The 16,493-nt window shown below is 68.4% G+C and carries 12 protein-coding genes; 5 read left to right on the top strand and 7 right to left on the bottom strand.

Annotation, left to right across the window (positions count from 1 at the left end):
- Window positions 1-92 precede the first annotated feature (92 nt).
- Complete coding sequence (locus BTE28158_RS09455; RefSeq protein WP_124623845.1) at window positions 93-1,745, top strand: acyl-CoA synthetase; 1,653 nt, start codon at window positions 93-95, stop codon at window positions 1,743-1,745.
- 39 nt (window positions 1,746-1,784) lie between these two features.
- Here BTE28158_RS09455 and BTE28158_RS09450 read toward each other — a convergent pair whose 3' ends face one another.
- The 4 genes from BTE28158_RS09450 to BTE28158_RS09435 all read right to left on the bottom strand — a co-directional run bounded on the left by BTE28158_RS09450 (window position 1,785) and on the right by BTE28158_RS09435 (window position 6,323).
- Window positions 1,785-3,767: a methyl-accepting chemotaxis protein gene (locus BTE28158_RS09450; RefSeq protein ID WP_151050189.1), complete on the bottom strand. Its 1,983-nt coding sequence runs from the start codon at window positions 3,765-3,767 to the stop codon at window positions 1,785-1,787.
- Between the two features lie 139 nt (window positions 3,768-3,906).
- Window positions 3,907-4,338, bottom strand: coding sequence for a YqaA family protein (locus BTE28158_RS09445; RefSeq protein WP_124623851.1), 432 nt, complete (start codon window positions 4,336-4,338; stop codon window positions 3,907-3,909).
- Window positions 4,339-4,375: 37 nt separating this feature from the next.
- Window positions 4,376-5,551, bottom strand: a complete 1,176-nt coding sequence (gene kch / locus BTE28158_RS09440; RefSeq protein WP_124900755.1) for a voltage-gated potassium channel protein — start codon at window positions 5,549-5,551, stop codon at window positions 4,376-4,378.
- Window positions 5,552-5,675: 124 nt separating this feature from the next.
- A complete protein-coding gene (locus BTE28158_RS09435) occupies window positions 5,676-6,323 on the bottom strand; it encodes a LysE family translocator (protein WP_151050187.1) in 648 nt (215 codons plus the stop codon).
- Window positions 6,324-6,608: 285 nt separating this feature from the next.
- On the opposite strand from BTE28158_RS09435, the gene BTE28158_RS09430 reads away from it, so the two are divergent.
- Complete coding sequence (locus BTE28158_RS09430; RefSeq protein WP_006755380.1) at window positions 6,609-7,091, top strand: Lrp/AsnC family transcriptional regulator; 483 nt, start codon at window positions 6,609-6,611, stop codon at window positions 7,089-7,091.
- Between the two features lie 662 nt (window positions 7,092-7,753).
- On the opposite strand, the gene BTE28158_RS09425 is transcribed toward BTE28158_RS09430, so the two are convergent.
- Window positions 7,754-9,406, bottom strand: a complete 1,653-nt coding sequence (locus BTE28158_RS09425; protein WP_151050185.1) for an IclR family transcriptional regulator — start codon at window positions 9,404-9,406, stop codon at window positions 7,754-7,756.
- Between the two features lie 177 nt (window positions 9,407-9,583).
- On the opposite strand from BTE28158_RS09425, the gene BTE28158_RS09420 reads away from it, so the two are divergent.
- From BTE28158_RS09420 to BTE28158_RS09410, 3 genes are all read left to right on the top strand, one after another.
- Complete coding sequence (locus BTE28158_RS09420; protein WP_059599391.1) at window positions 9,584-10,543, top strand: MBL fold metallo-hydrolase; 960 nt, start codon at window positions 9,584-9,586, stop codon at window positions 10,541-10,543.
- Between the two features lie 182 nt (window positions 10,544-10,725).
- Window positions 10,726-12,093: an MFS transporter gene (locus tag BTE28158_RS09415; protein WP_151050183.1), complete on the top strand. Its 1,368-nt coding sequence runs from the start codon at window positions 10,726-10,728 to the stop codon at window positions 12,091-12,093.
- A gap of 89 nt (window positions 12,094-12,182) precedes the next feature.
- Complete coding sequence (locus tag BTE28158_RS09410; protein WP_151050182.1) at window positions 12,183-13,532, top strand: MFS transporter; 1,350 nt, start codon at window positions 12,183-12,185, stop codon at window positions 13,530-13,532.
- 26 nt (window positions 13,533-13,558) lie between these two features.
- Here the strand turns inward: BTE28158_RS09410 and BTE28158_RS09405 are convergent, their stop codons facing one another.
- Complete coding sequence (locus tag BTE28158_RS09405; protein ID WP_239007217.1) at window positions 13,559-15,337, bottom strand: sensor domain-containing diguanylate cyclase; 1,779 nt, start codon at window positions 15,335-15,337, stop codon at window positions 13,559-13,561.
- Window positions 15,338-15,607: 270 nt separating this feature from the next.
- Window positions 15,608-16,408: an SDR family NAD(P)-dependent oxidoreductase gene (locus BTE28158_RS09400; protein ID WP_151050178.1), complete on the bottom strand. Its 801-nt coding sequence runs from the start codon at window positions 16,406-16,408 to the stop codon at window positions 15,608-15,610.
- Between the last annotated feature and the right edge of the window lie 85 nt (window positions 16,409-16,493).

Genomic DNA, 16,493 nt, shown 5'->3' with positions numbered 1-16,493 from the left:
CAATAGCGCCCGTTAGGCTATCGGCAATTGAACCACATCAAAACCGATCGGGGTGCATGCACGCCGGCCGGCAGAAAACGGGAGACAGGATCATGACGCAGATGTTCGAGGCCGGACTCGGCCGCCGCGAGGCCAACTACGTGCCGCTCACGCCGATCGACTTTCTGGTCCGCGCGGCCGAAGTCTACGGCGAGCGCCTCGCGATCGTGCACGGCGACGTGCGGCGCACGTGGGGCGAGACCTACAAGCGCGCGAAGCAGCTCGCGAGCGCGCTCGCGCGGGCCGGCGTCGCGCGTGGCGAGACGGTCGCGGCGCTGCTGCCGAACATCCCGGCGATGGTCGAGGCCCACTTCGGCGTACCGATGGCCGGCGCCGTGCTCAACACGATCAACACGCGCCTCGATATTTCGTCGGTGCTGTTCATGCTGCGTCACGGCGAAGCGAAGGTGCTGATCGTCGACACCGAATACGCGGAGCTCGCGCATCGCGCGGCGCTCGAAGTGCCGGGCCTGAAGATCGTCAGCGTCGCCGACGCGATGCCGGCCGACCCCGCGCGCTTCGCGGGCGCGACCGACTACGAAGCGTTCGTCGCGGGCGGCGACCCGGACTACGCATGGACGCCCCCCGCCGACGAGTGGGAAGCGATCGCGCTGAACTACACGTCCGGCACGACCGGCGACCCGAAGGGCGTCGTCTATCACCATCGCGGCGCGTATCTCGCGGCGATCAGCAACATCCTCGAATGGGACATGCCGAAGCACGCGGTGTATCTCTGGACGCTGCCGATGTTCCATTGCAACGGCTGGTGCTTCCCGTGGGCGGTCGCGGCGCGCGCGGGCGTGAACGTCTGCCTGCGCAAGTTCGACGCGAAGACGGTGTTCGACCTGATCCGCCGCGAACGCATCACGCATTACTGCGGCGCGCCGATCGTGCAGAGCGCGATGGCGAATGCACCGGCCGAGTTCCGCGCGGGCATCGATCACACGGTGCACGCGATGGTCGCCGGTGCCGCGCCCGCGCCGGCCGTGATCGCGAAGATGAAGGAGATCGGCTTCGACCTGCTGCACGTGTACGGACTGACCGAGGTCTACGGCCCGGCGACCGTGTGCGCGAAGCAGGCGCACTGGGACGAACTGCCCGACGACGAGCGCGCGCGGCTCAATGCGCGGCAGGGCGTGCGCTATCACCTGGAAGCGGGCGCGACGGTGCTCGACCCGGACACGATGGCGCCGGTGCCGGCCGACGGCGAGACGCTCGGCGAGATCATGTTCCGCGGCAACATCTGCATGAAGGGTTACCTGAAGAACCCGCACGCGACGGACGAGGCATTCCACGGTGGCTGGTTCCATACGGGCGATCTCGGCGTGCTGACGCCGGACGGCTATATCCGCATCAAGGATCGCCGCAAGGACATCATCATTTCCGGCGGTGAGAACATCTCGAGCATCGAGGTCGAGGACGCGCTGTACCGGCATCCGGCCGTCGAGGTCGCGGCGGTGGTCGCGATGCCTGACCCGAAATGGGGCGAGGTGCCGTGCGCGTTCGTCGAGCTGCGCCACGGCATGAGCGCGACCGAGGAGGAAATCGTCGCGCACTGCCGGCAGTTGCTCGCGGGTTTCAAGGTGCCGAAGGTCGTGCGCTTCGGTGAGTTGCCGAAGACGTCGACCGGCAAGATCCAGAAATTCCAGCTGCGCAACGCGGTCGGGTCGGACAAGGCGATCGACCTGGCCGGGGACAAGAAGTAATCGACGCGACCGGGCAGTTGCCCGGCCGTTCGTCGTGCGTCACGCGTCGCGGGCCAGCCGGAACACGCTGACGGCTTCCGCCAGTTGCGCGGCCTGGTCGCGCAATGCGACGGCCGCGCGTTCGGCATTCGAGATCAGCGTCGCGTTCTGCTGCGTCGCCTCGCCGATCTGCGTGATGGCCTGATTCACCTGCTCGATGCCGGTCGATTGCTCGCGCGACGCGGCGCTGATCTCGCCGATCAGCGTGCTGACCTGATCGACGCGCTGGACGATGTCGCGCATCGTGCCGCGCGCGGCGTCCGCGATCCGATAGCCCTGTTCGACGGTCGTCGACGATTCGGCGCTCAGCGCGTCGATTTCCTTGACCGCGGCCGCGCTGCGCTGCGCGAGTGTGCGCACTTCGGCCGCGACCACCGCGAAGCCCTTGCCGTGCTCGCCCGCGCGCGCGGCCTCGACGGCAGCGTTCAGCGCCAGGATATTGGTCTGGAACGCGATGCCTTCGATCGTGCCGGTGATGTCGGCGATCCGGCGCGTCGCACGGCCGATGTCGTCCATCGTCGCGACCACGCGTTGCACGGCCGTGTCGCCGTCTGTCGCGGCGGCCGATGCGTCGGCGACCAGCGCGTTCGCCTGCGCCGCGTGTTCGGCGTTCTGCTGCACGGCGGCCGTGATCTGCTCCATGCTGGCTGCCGTCTGTTCGACGCTGCTCGCCTGCGTCGCGATCCGCGCCGCGATGTCGCCGCTGCCGGCCGCGATGCCGACCGTGCCGCGCGCGATGTCGGACGAGCTGCTGCGCACCTGCGCGACGATCCGCGCGAGGCCGTCGCCGATTCCGTCGACCGCCTGCACGAGCCGGCCGATCTCGTCGTTGCCCGCCGCGCCGCGCGCGGCGGCGCCGTCGCGGATGCGGATGCTGAGGTCGCCCGCCGCGAAGCGTTCCGATGCACGCGCCGCCGCGTCGAGCGGTCGGCTCACCACGCGTCGCACGACGACGAGGAACAACGCCGCGAACGCCGCGACGAGCACGGCCGCGATCATCAGGAAACGGTTGCGGACGGTGCGCATGCCCGCCAGCAGTTCGTCGTCGAGCGCGATGCCGCCGACCAGCCACTGCCATTGCGGAATCGTCGTGAACGACACGAATTTGGCGCTGGGCGCGGCGTCGTGCGCGGCCGGATCGGCCGACGTGTAAGCGAGCCGGCCCTGGCCGGCGGCGAGCATCTGCGTGTACGGCGCGCGCGCGTCGTCGGCGCGCTGGCCGGCCGCGTCGGGATGGACGACGAAGGTGCCGCGCGATGTACCCGGCGACGCATCGAGCACGAAGTAATAGCCGTTTTCACCGATCTTCAACGCCCGGATGCCGTCCTGCACGACTTGCAGCTCGGCACCGACGTCGAGGCCGACGAACAGCGCGCCGATCACGCGACCCGTCGCGTCGGTGACGGGCTTGTACTGCGTGATGTACGGCCGGCCGAACAGTTTCGCGAGGCCCGTATAGCTGCGTCCGGCGACGAGCGGAGCGTAGGCGGGGCCCGCGCGATCGAGGCGCGTGCCGACCGCGCGCGAGCCGTCCTGCTTCTTCAGCGACGTCGTGATGCGGACGAAATCGTCGCCGTCGCGCGCGAAGATCGTCGCGATCGCGCCGCTTTTCTTCAGGAACTGGTCGGGAATCGCGTAATCGAGGTCGAGCGGCTGGCCGCCCGCGGACAGTGTCGGCGCGGCGACGCCGCCGATGTCGACGGTGCGGGCCGGGTCGAGCGCGAAATCGGCCGGCAGGAAACTGGCGAACAGCACCATCGCGCGGGTGGCTTCGGCGGACAGCGCCTTGTCGAACATTTCGACCATCGCACGGATCGACTGCTCCTTGTCCGCGATGCGCGCATGGGCCTCGTCGGCGAGTTGCTGGCCGGCGAAGTGGGCGAGCGCCCATGCGAAGGCGGTAAACAGCAGTGCGACGAGCACGCACGCCAGCGCGGCCAGGCGCGCGCCGACGCTCGCCCGGCCCAATTGGGTCAATCTCATATGAATCCTGAGTCGAGAGGGAGAGAGGCGGAACGCACGCGCCACCGCATACCGTAAGGAATACGGCAGCTTCGGTGAATTCTTTAGCGGTGCGAAGCCGGAGGGGGCGGGCAGGCTCGCCCGACGCAGGCGGGCAGCGTCAGTGCATCACGAGCCACGCGACGGCCAGATACCGCCCGACCTTCGCGATCGTGACGATCGCGAGGAAGGTCGGCAGCGGTTCGCGGAGCACGCCGGCGACCATCGTCAGCGGATCGCCGACCACCGGCGCCCAGCTCAACAGCAGCGACCAGCGGCCGTAGCGCGCATACCAGCGCTCGGCGCGCGCGAGCGCGGCCGGCTTGACCGGGAACCAGCGGCGGTCGCGGAAATGCTCGATGCCGCGGCCGAGCGCCCAGTTGACCACCGAGCCCGCGACGTTGCCGACGCTCGCGACCAGCAGCAGCGCCCACATGGGCTCGCGTCCGGCGAGCAGCAGGCCGGCGAGCACGGCTTCGGACTGGAGCGGCAGCAGGGTCGCGGCGACCATCGACACGGCGAACAGGCCGCCGTAAGTGAGCAATTCGGACATCGCGCGATTGTACCGGCCGCGCGTCGGCCGGCACCGGTCACGCGGCGGCGTCGGTGCCGAACAGCAGGTGCGAGATCACCGACTTGTCGACCGGTTCGTCGTTGAGCGTGCTGGCGAGCAGTTCGCCCGCGAGCTGCTGCGGCGAGAACACCATGTCCGGCTTCAGCAGGCGCAGCCGCTCGAGGTTGCGTTGCTGGTTCACGAGCGCGACGGTACGCACCGTCGACGCGATCTCGCGGATCGCGAGGATGATGAACGCATTCTCGGCATCGTCGGAACGCAGCGCGAGCACCGCGCGGGCCGTTGCCGCGCCAGCGCTTTCCAGCACCGCGTGGTCGGTGGCGTCGCCGACGATCAGGTCGGTCCCGCCCGCATAGTTGTGCTCGACGCCGGCCGGCACGATGACGGTCACGGCGTAGCCGCGCTTGCGCAGCCCCTCGTGCACTGCATGCGCGACGGGCGTCGCGCCGACGATCAGGAAATGATGCTTGCGGATCACGTTCGAAATGCCTCCCTTGACGATCCGTTTCAGGTTGCCGCCGATCACCGGCCCGACAACCGCGCTGATCGACGTCGCGAACACCGTGATGCCGAGCACGATCACCGATGCGGTGAAGAGGCGCGCGGTGGGCGCGTGCGGCACGATGTCGCCGTAGCCGACCGTCGACATCGACACGATCGAGAAGTAGACGGCCGTGGCGAGGTCGTGGACCGGCGGCGTGAATTCGTCGCCGAGATACAGCACGCCGAAGGTCGCGTAGATCAACAGCGACACGATGCTGAGCAGCGCGAACAGGCTGCTCGCGGCGACGCTCGCGCGGTCGAAATGGCGCCAGTAGTAGATCAGCGTGACGGCCAGCACGGCCGTGTACACGAACACCGCGTTGCTGCGGTAGCCGCCGAGGATGCTGATCGCGGCGGCCGCGACCAGCAGCAGGATCGACAGCACCCACGCGACGCGCGCACGCAGCACGATGCCGATGGCCATCGTCGCGAGGCCGGTCGCGACGACGACCTGCGGCAGCACGACGAGGCCGGCGTTATCGACGAGATTCAGCGCGTCGGTGAGCCACGCACGATGCACGCCGAGCTTCGCATGGGCGACGACGGGGCGCAGCACCATCAGTGCATCGAGCGCGAGGAGGAGAGCGAGATACCAGTGCAGGCCGATCGGCGCGAACAGCCGCCGCAGGCGGGTAGTGACGTGCTTCATGCAATCACCCGGTCGAGCCGGGCATGTCCAACGAACCAGGCGCTACCCTAAAGCATTCGGCGATCGGCTGCTTTTTCGCGGGGTGCGCGGGTGACCCAGCACCTGCGCGTGCGGCCGCGCGGTCTCAGTTCCAGCCGACCATGATCGCGCCCATGCCGACCAGCAGACCGCCGGTCACTCGGTTCATCGCGCGCATCCGTGCCGGACGCCGCAGCGCATGGCTCAGCCGGTGCGAGAAGAGCGCCATCGACGCAATGCCACCGGCGAACAGCAGCGCGAAGGACGTCGCGAGCAGCAGGAACTGCGCGTTCAGGCTCCAGTCTGCGCTCGGAACGATGAACTGCGGAAAGAACGACGGAAAGAACAGCAGCGTCTTCGGATTCAGGCCGGAGGTGGCGAGGCCGCGCCAGAACAGCGCGCGTCCGCTGTCGGTGTCGTCGGGTGCGGCGCTGCCGGGCTGGGTCGACGCGGCGGGCGCGGTGAGCTGCGCGCGGCCTAGCCATTGCTTGCCGCCGAGCCACACGAGGTAGGCGGCGCCGGCCCAGCGCAGCACGTTCAGCGCGTGCTCGTCGAGATGGACCAGCGAATTCAGGCACAGCGCGGTCAGCGCGAGCTGCAGCAGCACGGCGAGCGTGCCGCCCCATACGCACGGCAGCGCGCGGCGCCAGCCGGTGCGCAATGCCTGGTTCATCGTGAGGAGGTTGACGGGGCCGGGGGCGTAGATGAGGACGGCGGACGCAGCGAGGAACGACAGATAGAGCCTGAACGACATGACGGGAGGTGCGGAAAACGAAGGATCAGGCGCCGGCCCGTGCAGCCGGATAGGCGCGCGGGAGGCGGGACATTGCATGCCTGCGTGTCCGGCGCCGCAACTCGTGATTGCGGTCGTGCGTCCCGGTGCGAAGGGGTTGTCGCGGGGAGCGTGCCGGACAACAGGCATGGAGAAAATGTATCAAGCGAGCCGGTTAAAAGGCTTCCTGTTTTCCAGTAAAGCACGCCCGAAACCGGAATCCTGTTCAGATAGAATGCCGATTTCAAGTAGAAAATTCTTTACATCATGGCTACCCGCGAACGCACGCCGAAAACCCTCGACAACCAGGACCGCAAGATCCTCGGTGCACTGCAAAAGAATGCGCGTCTGTCGAACGCCGAACTGGCCGAACAGATCGGCATGTCGACCACCGCATGCTGGAACCGCACGCGGCAGCTCGAGCTCGACGGTTACATCGACGGCTACGTCGCGCTGGTCAACCAGCGCATGCTCGGCTACGCGGACATCGTGATCCTCGAAGTCACGCTCGATCGCCACGAGGACGACGCGCTCGCGCGTTTCGGCGCTGAACTCGCGGCGCTGCCCGAAGTGCTCGAGGCCTACCTCGTGTCGGGGGAATACGACTACTGGATCAAGGTCGCGGTGGACGGCACGGCCGGCTATGAGCGCTTCCTGCGCGAGAAGCTGTACCGGATTTCGAGCATCCGCCATAGCCGCTCGATGTTCGCGCTGCGGTGCATGAAAGACGTGCCGTCGATTCAAGTGTGACGACAGGCGAGATGGGCCGCGGATCGTCGCGACGACGAGATTCGCGGTTGTGCCGAAGCAGAGTGGTAATCGGGCTGTCGCGTCCAGAGGGCGCGGCCCGGAGCCGGAAACAGGCGGGAAATGCCTGCGGGGCGGTAAAACGGATGAATCTTCCGCCAGCTTTTGCGGCCTTCATCCGTCACGCCGATGCCGGGCGCGGCGGCCTTTCGGTGCGCGTCCCGGCAGGCGGGTCGGACGGATGGCGTGCCCGCCGGCCGGCGGCGTGACGCTGCGCTCAGCGCGGCAGGCGTGCGTGCGCTTCAGCGATGACTTCGCAATTCTCGAGGTGCAGTGCCCATGCTTCTGCAAGCAGCTCGCCAACACGTGCGAGCCAGCCAGAGGATTGGGTGGAACGATCGGAGACATTAGACGTTTGCATGACGAAGCCCCATGTAGGTGGCGAGTTAGGGATAACCCTAATGATAGAGGAGCGTCGCCGCGTTGTGAAATGCGATTTCGTTATATGAGAATTACTGACAATTTCTGTTGCTGCTGCGCAACATGAATTGCGCCTGAGCCTGCATGGCGGACAGGCGTAACGAGGCCGTGGCGAGCACGGCCGCGCATTGACGGACGGAAAGGGATGTCAGGCGGGGAGAAAGGGGGCGGCAGCAGAGCGGTGCTTACCCGCCGATCCATCCGAAGCGCCACGACAGGCGGCGCGTCGCGGCGAGCAGCGCATGCGCGAGTTCGCTTTCTGGCCCGCGCGGGAAGCCGCGCGACGAACCGATGATCGCGATCACGAGCCGGATGCTGCCGGTGTGATCGAACACGGGCGCGGCGATCGTCCCGATGCCCGGCACCGGTGCATCGAACGCGAAATCGAGCTCGTCCGCGCGGATCGTCGCGAGCCGCGCGCGGAATGCGTCGTCGATCTGCGTCGCGCGGCCGGCGAGGCGCACCGGCTCGTCGGTCAGCAGGCCGGCCAGCACGTCGTCGGACATGCCGGCCGCGAAGATCCGCCCTATCGCGGTATTCACGAGCGACATCACCGTGCCGACCTGCAGGCTCACGTGCTGCGGCCGGGCGGATTCCTCGAGGCGGATCACGGTCGGCCCGAGCGGCCCGAGCGTCGCGGCAGCCACGCTCATGTCGGTCGCGGCCGCCAGCGCGACGATCTCGGCTTCCGCATCGCGCGTCGGCGACACGCGCTGCATCGCGATCAGGCCGAGCGCCTGGGCGAGCGGCCCGCCGCCGAAGCAGCCGGCGTCGTCGCGGCTCAGCAGGCCGATCTTCTGCAGGCTCACCAGATGCGGAAATGCCTTCGCGGCCGGCATGCCGGCCGCCGCCGCGAGGTCGCGCAGCGGCAGTGCACGACCCGCCGAGACGAGTGCCAGCAGCAGTTCGCCCGTGCTGTCGAGCGCGTTGATGCCGCGTTGCGCTTTCGTATCGTCAGCGAGCGCGGGCGGCATGCGCTGCGTGGCCGGGAGCATGCCCGGCGCGATCGGCGGCGCATCGCGTCCCGCGCCGAGCGACGCAGTGGCTTGCCGTGCCGCGTCGCGCAGCGCCGTCGCGATCGGGCCGTCCCATCCGACATCGATCGATCCGGTCGAGCCGATCACCGTCAACGCGAGTTGCAGGCGTCCGTCTGCGTCCAGCACCGGCACGCACATCGCGCTGACGCCGGGGCTCGGCCGGTCCACGCCGCGCTCGATCCCGCGCGCGCGGATCGCGTCGAGTTCGGCCTGCCACGCGCCGGCGTCGGACGTGGGCTGGACGCCTTCCGCACCCGCGAGCGTGTCGCCGGCGCCGGCCTGGCTGGCCGCCATCGCGTCGAGCTGCGCGGGGTCGCCGAACGCGCGGAACACCCGGCCGGTCGCCGTCATGTCAAGCGACATCACCGATCCGACGTGCAGGTTCACGTGCAGCGGATAGCCGCCATGCTCGATGCGCACGATCGTGGGCCCGAGCACGCCCGGCACCGACAGCGCGACGCTCAGGCCGACCGCTTCCGCGAGCCGCGCCGCGTGCGGCAGCGCCGCGCGATAGGCCGGCTGGCGCTCGATCGACATCAGCCCGAGCCGCAGCGACAGCGGCCCTGGCTCGTAGTTGCCCGTGAGCGCATCGCGCTTCACGAGCGCGAGCCGCGTCAGGCTGACGAGATAGGTGTGCGCCTGCGCGGTCGACAGGTCGGCCGCGGCCGCCAGCTCCGACAGCCCGAGCGGCTTGCGCCGGCGCGCGAGCGCGTCGAGCAGCCGGCCGCCGACCTCGACGCTCTGGATCCCGCGCTGCGCCTTGGGCGGCGCGTCGTCCGCGCTGACTTCATGGTTCTGCACGCGATGATTCTTCCGTTGACGAAACCCCGCATGGTATCCGACGCCATTTGACGCGCCAGCCCACAGGTTTACCCGTATTAAACAATAGCAAGCGACTTTGTCATTGACAAATAATCGTCGCGGGCAGATGATCCGCTCACTCCCCTCAACACATGGCTCGCAGCCACGGAACGCAACATGGCCAAAGCATTCGCCTCCCAAGCCGATCTGGAAGAGAAGAAAGTCACCTGGACGCAGTTGTCCGAGAACGCGTACGCGTACACCGCCGAAGGCGATCCGAACTCGGGCGTGATCATCGGCGACGACAGCGTGCTGATCGTCGACACGACCGCGACGCCGGCGATGGCGCAAGACCTGATCGCGAAGATCCGCAGCGTGACCGACAAGCCGATCAAGCACGTCGTGCTGTCGCATTACCACGCGGTGCGCGTGCTCGGCGCGTCCGCGTATTTCGACGAAGGCGCGCAGCACGTGATCGCGAGCCGCGGCACGTACGAGATGATCGTCGAGCGCGGCGAGGCCGACATGAAGTCGGAGATCGAACGCTTTCCGCGCCTGTTCGCGGGCGTCGAGACGGTGCCGGGCCTGACCTGGCCGACGCTCGTGTTCGAGCGCGAGATCACGCTGTTCCTCGGCAAGCTCGAAGTGAAGATCATGCACGTCGGCTCGGGCCACACGAAGGGCGACACGATCGTCTGGCTGCCGTCGCAGAAGGTGCTGTTCTCCGGCGACCTGGTCGAATACGACGCGGCCTGCTATTGCGGCGACGCGCAGCTCGAACAATGGCCGGCCACGCTCGAGGCGCTGCGCGCGCTCGGCGCGGAAAAGCTCGTGCCCGGCCGCGGCCCCGCGTTGCTGAATCCGGCCGAGGTCGACAAGGGCCTCGACTACACGAAGGACTTCGTGACGACGCTGCTCGCGCAGGGCCGCAAAGCCGTCGAGCGCAAGCTCGACCTGAAGGCGTCGATGGCGCTCACGCGCGAAGCGATGGATCCGAAGTTCGGCCACGTGTTCATCTACGAGCACTGTTTGCCGTTCGACGTGTCGCGCGCGTTCGACGAGGCGAGCGGCATCACGCATCCGCGCATCTGGACCGCGCAGCGCGACAAGGAAATGTGGGACGCGCTGCAGGACTGAGCCGCTCACCGCGGCGCGGTGTCCAGGCGGGCGTCGTGCCGTTTTACTGAAGGCGCCTGAACGACGGCGGCATTGGGCCGCGGTTCAGGGCGCCGGCTTCCGGTCTCACAAGAATGCAGGGCGCACGTACGCCCTCGGAGACTGCTGCGCGCTCGAATCGCGCGGCCCGTTTGGAGAGAGACATGCCCCGATCGCTTCCCGCCGAAGCGACGATCGCGCACGCGAGTGTTGCGGCGTCGGCTTCCACATATGAATCCACACCGGCGTCGGACGCCGGCGACGCGCTGCTGTTCCGCAAGATTGCATGGCGGATCGTGCCGTTCCTGTTCCTCTGCTACGTCGTGTCGTTCCTCGACCGTATCAACATCGGCTTCGCGCAGTTGCAGATGAAGCACGACCTCGGCTTCAGCGATGCGATGTACGGCCTCGGCGCCGCGGTGTTCTACGTCGGCTACGTGTTCTGCGAGGTGCCGAGCAACTTGCTGCTCGCGCGCTTCGGCGCGCGCCGCACGTTCACGCGGATCATGCTGCTGTGGGGCATCGCGTCGACCGGGATGATGTTCGTGTCGCAGCCGTCGCATTTCTACGTGCTGCGCTTCCTGCTCGGCGTGTTCGAGGCCGGTTTCTTTCCCGGCATCGTTCTGTACCTGACCTACTGGTTCCCCGCGAACCGCCGCGCGGCGGCGATCTCGGTCTTCTTCGCGGGCGTCGCGGTGGCCGGCGTGCTCGGCGGCCTGATGTCGGGCTGGATCATGCGCGACATGAGCGGCGTGCTCGGGCTGTACGGCTGGCAGTGGATGTTCGCGATCGAAGGTGCGCCGGCGATCGTGCTCGCGTGCTTCGCGTTTGCCTATCTCGTCGACCGGCCGCAGGACGCCGCGTGGCTCACGTCCGACGAAAAGGCGCGCGTCGCCGCGCTGTGCGGCGACAGCCGTGCGCACGGCGCGCACGACACACGCAGCCTGATGGCCGCGCTCGCGAACCCGCGCGTCTACCTGTTCGCGTTCGTCTACTTCTCGCTGACCTGCGCGTCGCTGACGCTCAATTTCTGGATGCCGCTGATGATCCGCGACTTCGGCGTGACCGACGTCGTGGCCGTGAGCCTCTACACGGTCGTGCCGAACGCGGTCGGCGCGGTGGGGCTGATCCTCATCGCGCGCCGCTCGGACCGCACCGGCGAGCGCCGCAAGCACTTCGCATGCTGCACGATCGGCGGCGGGCTCGCACTCGCGGCGCTGACGCTGCACCTGCACAGCTTCGCGGCGATGCTTGCGTGCCTGTCGATCGCGGCGACGCTGATCTTCGCCGCGCTGCCGATCTTCTGGGCCGTGCCGACCCGCTATCTGTCGGGAAATGCGGCCGCGGCAGGGATAGCGCTGATCAGCAGCATCGGGATCACGAGCGGCATCGTCAGCCCGTGGGTGATCGGGCTGATCCGCACGCGCACCGGCAGCATGGATCTCGCCGTGTACCTGCTGGCGGCGCTGCTCGCGCTGAGCGGCGCGGCGCTGATGCTCGGCGTGAAGGGCGAACCCGCGCGGCGGGCCTGAACCACGGCGGGGCGCTGCATGCGGGCCGGTGGCGTCCGGCGTTGCGTGTCCTGCAGGCCCCGTATTCGCATCCATCGAGGAGACGATCGATGTCAGCCCATCTTCAAGCGGACGCCGCGCATCCCGTCGCATCCGCGTCGCGCCCGTCGGACAACGACGCGCTGTACCGCCGCATCGGCGTGCGGATCGTGCCGTTCCTGTTCATCTGCTACATCGTGTCGATCCTCGACCGCAGCAACATCGGCTTCGCGCAGTTGCAGATGCGGCAGGATCTCGGCCTGACCGACGCGATGTACAGCCTCGGCGCGGTGCTGTTCTTCGTCGGCTACGTGCTGTTCGAGGTGCCGAGCAACGCGCTGCTGCGCCGCTTCGGCGCGCGCCGCACGTTCGCGCGGATCATGTTCCTGTGGGGCGCGGTGTCGGTCGCGATGATCACCGTCGACAGCGCGAAGCACTTCTACGTGCTGCGCTTCCTGCTCGGGCTTTTCGAGGCCGGCTTCTTCCCCGGTGTCGTGTTCTACCTGACGTACTGGTATCCCGCGCGCCGGCGCGCGTCGGTGCTGTCGATCTTCTATGCGGGCGTCGCGGTGGCCGGGATGGTCGGCGGGCTGCTGTCGGGCTGGCTGATGCGCGGGATGTCCGGCGTGCTCGGGCTGCACGGCTGGCAGTGGATGTTCGCGATCGAGGGCGCGCCCGCGATCCTGCTCGGCGTGATCGCGTGGTTCTGGCTGTGCGACCGCCCCGAACAGGCGCGCTGGCTGTCCGACGACGACCGGCAACGGCTCGAGGCCGACCTGGCCGCCGATCGCGCGGCCGCACCCGCGCACGCGGCCGCATCGCTGCGGCAGGTGCTGGCCGAGCCGCGCACCTACCTGTTCGCGTTCATCTATTTTTCGCTGACGACCGCGCTGCTGATGCTGCTGTTCTGGATGCCGCTGATGATTCGCGAATTCGGCATTCACGACGTCGTGCAGATCAGCCTGCTGTCGATCGTGCCGAACGCGATCGGCGCGGCCGGCCTGCTCGTGATCGCGCGGCGCTCGGACCGCAGGCGCGAGCGTCGTTGGCACTTCGCCGCGTGCGCATTCGGCGGCGCGCTGACGCTCGCGTTGCTGACGCTGCACCTGCCGAGCATCGTCGCGATGATGGCGCTGCTGTCGATCGCGGCGATGCTGATCTTCGCCGCGCATCCGGTGTTCTGGGCCGTGCCGTCCGCGTATTTCTCCGGCGCCGGCGCGGCGGGCGGGATCGCGCTGATCAGCAGCATCGGCGTATCGAGCGGGATGATCACGCCGTGGATCGTCGGGATGATTCGCACCCGCACCGGCAGCATGGACTCGGCGATGCTGATGATCGCGGGATTGCTGGCCGCATGCGCGGTCGCGATGCTGCTGGGCGTGCGCGCGACCTCGCGTGACGCGGCGCTCGCGTCGCGTTGACGGGTGTGCACCGGCGCGGTGCGCGGCTAGGGTCGATACACCTCGATCCGGTTGCGGCCGCGTTCCTTCGCGACATACAGCGCCTTGTCCGCACGCGATAGCGCCTGGTACGCGCCCAAGTCGGACGTCCGCATCGCGTCGATGCCGATGCTGACGGTCAGCGCAAGCGCCTGATCCTCGTGCACGAGCCGGGAATCGGCCGCGCGCTGCTGCACGCGCCGCGCGAGCGCGCACGCCGCATCGATTCCGGCGTGCGGCAGCACGATCGCGAATTCTTCGCCGCCGATGCGCCCGACGATGCCGTCCGGCCCGATTTCCGTGAGCAGCAGCCGCGCGAAATGCCGGAGCGCGCGATCGCCGAACGGATGTCCCCAGCGGTCGTTCAGCGCCTTGAAGTGGTCGAGGTCGAGCATCAGCACCGCGGCGTCCTGGCCGGTCGCGCGCACGCGGCGCAACGCGGCTTCGCCTAGCCGCATGAACGCGTGGCGGTTCGACAGTTCGGTCAGGTGATCGGTCGTCGCCATCCGGTGCAGCTCGGTCTCGATGTGCTTGCGCTCGGTCGCATCCGTGATGAAGCCGTGCCAGACCGTGCCGCCGTCCGGCATGCGTTGCGGCCGTGCGTCGCCTTCGCGCCAGCGCATCCCCTGGTCCGGCAGCAGCACGCGGTATTCGAGCCGCCACGGTGCCAGTCGCTCGGCCGACGTCAGCAGCGACTGGCGGTAGGCGACCAGATCGGCCGGATGAATCCGGGTCTCGACCGCATCCGCGTCGTGGGCAATCTGCTCGGGCGTCAGTTCGTAGATGTCGCGCACACCCGCGCTCGCGTACGAAAAGAACCGGCGGCCGTCGGCGGTCTGCCGCAGCTGGAACACGAGACCGGGAACCTGATCGGTCAGGTTCGTCACGAGCGTGACGGAGTCGCTCAGCCGGCCGGCGAGTTCGCGCAGCGCGGTGATGTCCGTGGTCGTGCCGACCATGCGCAACGCCCGCCCGTTGCTGTCGCGGGAGATGACCTTGCCGCGGCTGCAGATCCATTTGTACGTGCCGTTCTTGCAGCGAATGCGGTGCTCGACCGCATAGCTGTCGGTGCGGTTTTCGAAATGCGCGATCATCGCGGCCTTCACGTCGGCGACATCGTCCGGGTGCAGCCGTTCGTACGCATCCTCGATCCGGCTCGTCAGTTCGTGGGGCGCGTAGCCGAGCAGCGCCTTCCAGGCCGCCGAATAATGGATCTCGCCGGTTTCCACGTTGCGATCCCACACGCCGGTGCCGCTTTCGGTCAGCGCGAGCGTGGTCAGCGCGCTGCGTTCCGCGACGATGCCGAGCCGTTCGTGCAGCGCGGCCTGCGCGTTCGCGCGGGCGATCGCGTGTTCCGCGAGCGTGGCAAGGTCATGCAGGAAAGCGCGTTGCGCGGCGTCGAGCATCAGGCCCGCGTCGTCGACGATACACAGTGCGCCACGCGTGGTGCCGTCGGCCGCAATCAGTTCGCAGGCCGCGACGATATGCGGTGCGTCGAGCGGCAGGCCACCCGCATCGGGCGTGATGAATCGCCGGTCGGGCGCCGAGGTGCGCTCGACACGCTGCGGGAAGTGCACGGAAGAAAGCGTGGCGGGCAGCGTCCCGTCGGACGCGACCACATGCTGTGTGCCGGCTTCGGCGTAAGTGACGAACGCGCCAGCCGTGCCGACGTGCGCGCGGGCGAGACGGCACACGGTCTCGAGTTCGGGCAACGGCGCGAGCGCCGGGCGATCGTCGGCGGGAACGCGAGAGGAGGCGGGTGTGTCGCCGGCCCCGGAGGTGAACATTCGGAACCGCATGGTTGAATTCCGCGACGGTCGATTGCGCCGATGATCGGACGAATGCCGCCTGGCGCTGCTTCGGGAGTTGCAATCGCGCAGCTTATCGTCGCGGGAAATGCGTGGCAAGCGGGGCGCAACCGGCTTTGGCGGGAACGCAACGCAGGGTCCGGAATGCGTCCCGGCGTCGACGGCTGCGGTGGCGCAAGCGCCGTCGACGCGCGTCGATTCGGGAGCGTCGCGCCCGGACAGCACGGGCGCGACGCGGATACTGCCCGACTAGCGCGCAACCGCGTAGCGCGGCGCCGGCGAATCCGTCGACAGGTGCGGCGCCATCGTGCGGCGCGCGGCCTCGTACGCATCCCATTCGTCGGCCGCGTGCAGCGACGGAATCGTCACGAGCTCGCCGCGATCGAAGCCGACCAGCGCTGCGTCGACCAGGTCCGAGGCCGACATCACGATCTCCTTCGGCAGGTGTTCGAGCGGCAGGCCGCCGGTCTGCCAGAAGTCGGTGGCCGTCGCGCCGGGCAGCACGGCCTGCACCTGCACGCCGTGGTCCGCGAGTTCGTGGTGCAGCGACTGGCTGAACGCGAGCACGAATGCCTTGCTGCCGCCGTAGACGCCGTTGAGCGTTTCCGGTGACAGCGCGACGATCGACGAGATGTTGATCACGGCGCCGCGCCCGCGCGCCACGAAGCCGGGTACGGCGGCATAGGTCAGGCGCGTGAGCGCGGTCACGTTCAGGTCGATCGTCCGCGTCATCGCGTCGACGTCGCTGTCGAGCAGCGACGTGTGCGTGCCGACGCCCGCGTTGTTGACGAGCAGTGTGATGCTCGCGTCCTGCTTCAGCTTCGCCTCGACGGTGGCGAGCGCCGCGCGGTCGTCGAGGTTCGCGCCGACGATCTCGACGCTGCGCTGCGTGTCGTTCGTGATGCGCTCGGCAAGCGTGGCCAGCCGGTCGCGGTTGCGTGCGACCAGGATCAGGTCGTAGCCGCGGCGCGCGAGGCGGTCCGCATAGATCGCGCCGATGCCGGACGATGCGCCGGTAATGACGGCGGTACCGCGATGTGCTTCAGTCATGATGTCGCTCCATGTCGAGGAAAGGGTGAGTGCGTGAAGGCATTCTGGCCTCGAATCGCCGCGACACAAATGACCTAGATGGGTA

This window comes from Burkholderia diffusa (genome assembly GCF_902499115.1).
GTDB classification, from domain to species: domain Bacteria; phylum Pseudomonadota; class Gammaproteobacteria; order Burkholderiales; family Burkholderiaceae; genus Burkholderia; species Burkholderia diffusa.
The sequence above is the reverse complement of the archived record's forward strand: the minus strand, read 5'-3'. Positions and strand labels throughout refer to the sequence as shown.